Source organism: Paracoccus fontiphilus (assembly GCF_017356265.1).
GTDB classification, from domain to species: Bacteria; Pseudomonadota; Alphaproteobacteria; order Rhodobacterales; family Rhodobacteraceae; genus Paracoccus; species Paracoccus fontiphilus.
This window is the reverse complement of the sequence record NZ_JAFNAW010000130.1, coordinates 1-3669: the sequence shown is the minus strand read 5'-3', so window position 1 is coordinate 3669 and position 3669 is coordinate 1. Positions and strand designations below refer to the sequence as shown.

The following is a 3669-nucleotide window of genomic DNA, read 5'->3' as shown; positions in this document are numbered from 1 at the left end:
GCAGGCTGAACTTGCCCTGCGCCGTGGTGGTGTCGATGGGATCGCCCAGGGACCGGAAATGCGCGCCCTTGGCCTCCAGCGTCTCGATCACCTGCAAGAGATGGCTCAGCGAGCGGGCCAGCCGGTCCAGGCGGACCACCACCAGCGTCTCGCCGGGCCGGATCGTCGCCAGAAGCCGGGCCAGGGCAGGGCGGGTGCGGTCCGCACCCGAGGCGTGCTCCTCGTGGATGACGGCGCACCCTGCCGCGCGCAGTTCCATCCGCTGAGGGTCAAGCGTCTGCTCTCCGGTCGAGACGCGGGCATAGCCGATGAGGGGCACGGATGATTCCAGGTTTGAGCTGCCGGTAGGCCCGTCATACACAATCCATACGCGCAAGGAAACGGTCGTTTGAGGAACCTTACATAGCAGGTCCTATCCAGGCCGAGGCAGGCGAAGGTTGCAGCGTTTCCTCACAATGCTGCTGTCTGCAAGCCTTCCGTCCTCTGGATCCTCCCGCAGGTCGCCTGCGCCATGTAAGGAGCTCTTTTCCGTCTAGCAGTGCGGCCTAAGAAGCCGTTTGAGTAATCCGCACATTTCGTTGTTATGGCGGATAGGAAGAAGGACGCGCGTTAGGGATTGATCTTGAGGAGGGCAGGGGGTGTGGTAAGTCGGGCAGATTTCCGGGCAACTCGGATTAGACAGGTGGTTCTATTACGGGCGGGCAGGCTTGCCCGCGAGTTCGTGCTGCATTGACATCACCGAGGCTGGGGACAACCCTCAGGTCAGCAGCCAGCGAGGATCTCCATGACCGAGACCAGGCCCGATCCCAAGAACTTCCATGAGGCGGACTACAACGACTACGTGGCGATGCTCGACGGCCTCGCCCAAGCGATCTGGAACGAACTAAGAGGTCATTTCAAAACCACGTTGTCAGCGCTCGAAAGCAGATGATGGCGCAGGCCAAGATGGTGAAGGCGAGGCGCCGGAATTTGGAGAGCCAGGCGAATGTGCGCTCGACGACCCAGCGATGCTTTCCGAGATGACTGCTGCTCTCAATGCCCTTCCTGGCAATGCGATGCTTGATGCCGCGTTTGGTGCAAGCCTTGCAACAGCGGGGATAGTCATACCCCTTGTCGGCATGCAGCTTGCCGGGCCGATGGCGCGGCCTGCCACGCTTGCCATGAATGGGAGGAATGGCGTCGAGCAGCGGATCGAGCATCCTGCTGTCATGGACGTTTGCGCCGCTGAGGCGCACCGTCAGGGGAATGCCTCGCCTGTCGGTGACGATGTGGCGCTTCGTGCCAGAGCGCCCGCGATCGGTGGGATTGGGGCCGGTGCCTTCGCCCCCCTTTTCGCCGCGATGGACGCGCTGTCCATGCAGGCCCGGGTCCAGTCGAGATGACCGGCGCGATGCAGCTGGCGCAGCAAGACTTGATGCAACTGATCCAAGACACCGGCCAACTGCCAGTCCCTGAGCCTTCGCCAACAGGTCACGCCCGAGCCGCAGCCCAGCTCCGCGGGCAACATCCGCCAGGGGATGCCGCTCTGCAGGACAAACATGATCCCGGCCAGAGCGGCCCGGTCGCAGACCCGAGGCCGCCCACCTTTCGCGGACCGAGACGTGGATGGCAACAAAGGTTCGATCACGGCCCAAAGGCCGTCAGAGACAAGCATGGCAGACATAAACCGCTACTCGAACAGGACGAATCCGCCAGCAAGTGGTTTTGAAACGCCCTCTAAAAGCCACAAGTGCTGCCCGAAAGCCAAGCAGGACCTTGGATCCGGGCAGAAGGCGAACGTGCGCCGCAAGCGCATCGTGCCCGGCATTATGGGCCTGCAGGTTGGCGGGTTCGAGACCTCGCGCGCCTTTCCGGCGCTGCATCTGCGCGGCACGGAAAGCATGGTGGAACAGGTATCCGGGCTGGCACAACCGTGACCGTCAACCCAGTCAGGGTGAAGCATGCTCCACGCGAGCAGTTGACTGAAACTTGGCGAAAATCTTTGCCGAAATGGATCCGGAAGCCCTCCCATTTTGTCGTCTTCATACAGATCTGGAAGATGAAGGAGGGTGACGCGATGAAGGTCCTGTCGATCAGCGGTGGCGGTTTCCAGGCACTCTACGGGGTCCTCATCCTTGAGGAACTCGAAGCCCGGCAAGGGCCGCTCAAGCACGCGTTTGACATCTTCTGCGGCAGCTCTGCCGGCGCCATCGTCGCCACCGCGGCCGCCACGGGTGTGCCGATGTCCGAGTTGCGCGATGGCTTCATCCAGCGCGGCGCCGAGGCCTTCCGGCGCCGCCGGATCGTCAATCCGCGCAACCTGCTCCGGCTCTTCAGTGCCGCCCGCTACGAGACCGCGCCGCTGGCTGCTCTGATCGGCGAACTGGCGGGCGAGGCGCGCTTCAGGGATCTCGAGCGCACGCTTGCGGTGACCGCCACGCGGCTCAATGACGGCGCGGCGGTTCTCTTCGAGCCACGGAGCCATGGCGATGTGCTGATCCGCGAGGCGGTCATGGCCAGCACCGCTGCACCCACCATGTTTCCGGCCGTGCCGGTGGGCGGCGTCCTCCATGCCGATGGCGGGATATTCGCGAATGCACCCGACCTTCTGGCGCTGGAGCTGGCGCTCAGGTCGGGGGCGGATGCCGCAAAGGTTTCCATGCTCTCCCTGGGGTCCATGAATGCCTGCCCGCCCTTGGGGGAACCTGTCGATCCCGACATGGGCGTCCTGGACTGGCTCAGGGGCAACCGGATCTTCCGCACGATGATCGGCGCACAGGCCCAGGTCACCTCACGCATGATGAAGGGTCTGCTGGGCGACCGGTATCTCCGCATCGATGCCGATCCGAACTTTCCGCTCAGATCGGATGTTGCCCTGGACAAGGCCGACGGCAAGGCAGTGGCAGCCGCGATCATGGCCGCCAACCTGTCGATGCCCGAACTGGACGCCTGGACGCCACTTGGCCGCAAGGTGAGGCTTGTTCAATGAAGGGGAGCTGCTGGCTGAGTAACAGGGCTGCTGGACGCGGCTTCTAACACCGTTGGCGCGCCTCTCGAAAGCGGGTTCGCAGCTCTTCATCAGCCCCCCATGACATCGAAGGAAGGGTGGCTATCGGCTGCTCATTGTCTGTGGGCAACAGCCTGACGCCTGCCAGCAGCAACGTCGCCGCCGCATGGCCATTCAAAGCACCTGGCCTCTCCAGCAACAGTGTTATCACGTCCAGCAGGATTTTTCTCGTGATCTCCTGCTGGGTGCTGTTGTCGAGCGGCGGTTGGGAGTTCGTCATCCCACCAGCTTTTCGGCCGCTTCCCGCAACACTGCAGCCACCGCCGGGTAGGCGCGGTCGGCGGCCTTCAGATATTCCCATGCGGTATCGGTCAGATCCTCGACGCTCTCGTGCCTGTTGCAAGGATAGTTGACCAGGGCATCAAGAAGCGCTTGGCGCAGGGCAGCTTCGGCATCGGTCTGGGCACCCATGAGGACAGCAGGCTGCCCGCCTGATGGGTAGTTCAATGGCAATCCTCCCCAATCAACTTGCCAGTGTGTTCATCGTCCGGCGGTAGTTACCGCCTGGTAGACGAAAGGTTCCCGAGAACGTCGGATTGAGAACGGCGGTGAGAAATTAGGCCACGGAAGCGGCGGCATGGAGCTGCTGCGGGCGGCGTAAAAGTCGTCCACCCTTTCCCTTT

At 62.9% G+C, this 3669-nt stretch carries 7 protein-coding genes; 3 read left to right on the top strand and 4 right to left on the bottom strand.

Annotated features, from left to right (window positions below):
- Positions 1-319: recombinase family protein (locus J0F76_RS20160; protein WP_207472210.1), on the bottom strand; the 319-nt coding region annotated here is incomplete at its 3' end.
- 465 nt (positions 320-784) lie between these two features.
- Between J0F76_RS20160 and J0F76_RS20155 the strand changes: the two genes are divergently transcribed.
- Positions 785-931 (top strand): hypothetical protein, encoded by a 147-nt coding sequence (locus tag J0F76_RS20155; RefSeq protein ID WP_207472209.1) that lies wholly within the window; start codon positions 785-787, stop codon positions 929-931.
- On the opposite strand, the gene J0F76_RS20150 is transcribed toward J0F76_RS20155, so the two are convergent.
- A protein-coding gene (locus J0F76_RS20150; protein WP_207472208.1) for an IS5 family transposase occupies positions 897-1663 on the bottom strand; the annotation gives its coding sequence in 2 pieces (ribosomal slippage) (positions 897-1333 and positions 1333-1663; 768 coding nt in all). The genes J0F76_RS20155 and J0F76_RS20150 overlap by 35 nt on opposite strands.
- On the opposite strand from J0F76_RS20150, the gene J0F76_RS20145 reads away from it, so the two are divergent.
- A complete protein-coding gene (locus tag J0F76_RS20145) occupies positions 1653-1916 on the top strand; it encodes a hypothetical protein (RefSeq protein ID WP_207472207.1) in 264 nt (87 codons plus the stop codon). The genes J0F76_RS20150 and J0F76_RS20145 overlap by 11 nt on opposite strands.
- The gene (locus J0F76_RS20140; RefSeq protein ID WP_207472206.1) at positions 1913-2968 is read left to right on the top strand and encodes a patatin-like phospholipase family protein; all 1056 of its coding nucleotides are present in this window, start codon (positions 1913-1915) and stop codon (positions 2966-2968) included. The genes J0F76_RS20145 and J0F76_RS20140 overlap by 4 nt, the downstream gene beginning before the upstream one ends.
- A 43-nt stretch (positions 2969-3011) precedes the next feature.
- On the opposite strand, the gene J0F76_RS20135 is transcribed toward J0F76_RS20140, so the two are convergent.
- Positions 3012-3266 (bottom strand): hypothetical protein, encoded by a 255-nt coding sequence (locus J0F76_RS20135; RefSeq protein ID WP_207472204.1) that lies wholly within the window; start codon positions 3264-3266, stop codon positions 3012-3014.
- Positions 3263-3457, bottom strand: coding sequence for a hypothetical protein (locus tag J0F76_RS20130; protein WP_207472203.1), 195 nt, complete (start codon positions 3455-3457; stop codon positions 3263-3265). Before J0F76_RS20130 ends, J0F76_RS20135 begins: the two co-directional genes overlap by 4 nt.
- Between the last annotated feature and the right edge of the window lie 212 nt (positions 3458-3669).

Coding starts and splice junctions, on each gene's coding strand:
- J0F76_RS20155 (WP_207472209.1), top strand. CDS start 785: ATGACCGAGACCAGGCCCGATCCCAAGAACTTCCATGAGGCGGACTAC.
- J0F76_RS20145 (WP_207472207.1), top strand. CDS start 1,653: ATGGCAGACATAAACCGCTACTCGAACAGGACGAATCCGCCAGCAAGT.
- J0F76_RS20135 (WP_207472204.1), bottom strand. CDS start 3,266: ATGACGAACTCCCAACCGCCGCTCGACAACAGCACCCAGCAGGAGATC.
- J0F76_RS20130 (WP_207472203.1), bottom strand. CDS start 3,457: ATGGGTGCCCAGACCGATGCCGAAGCTGCCCTGCGCCAAGCGCTTCTT.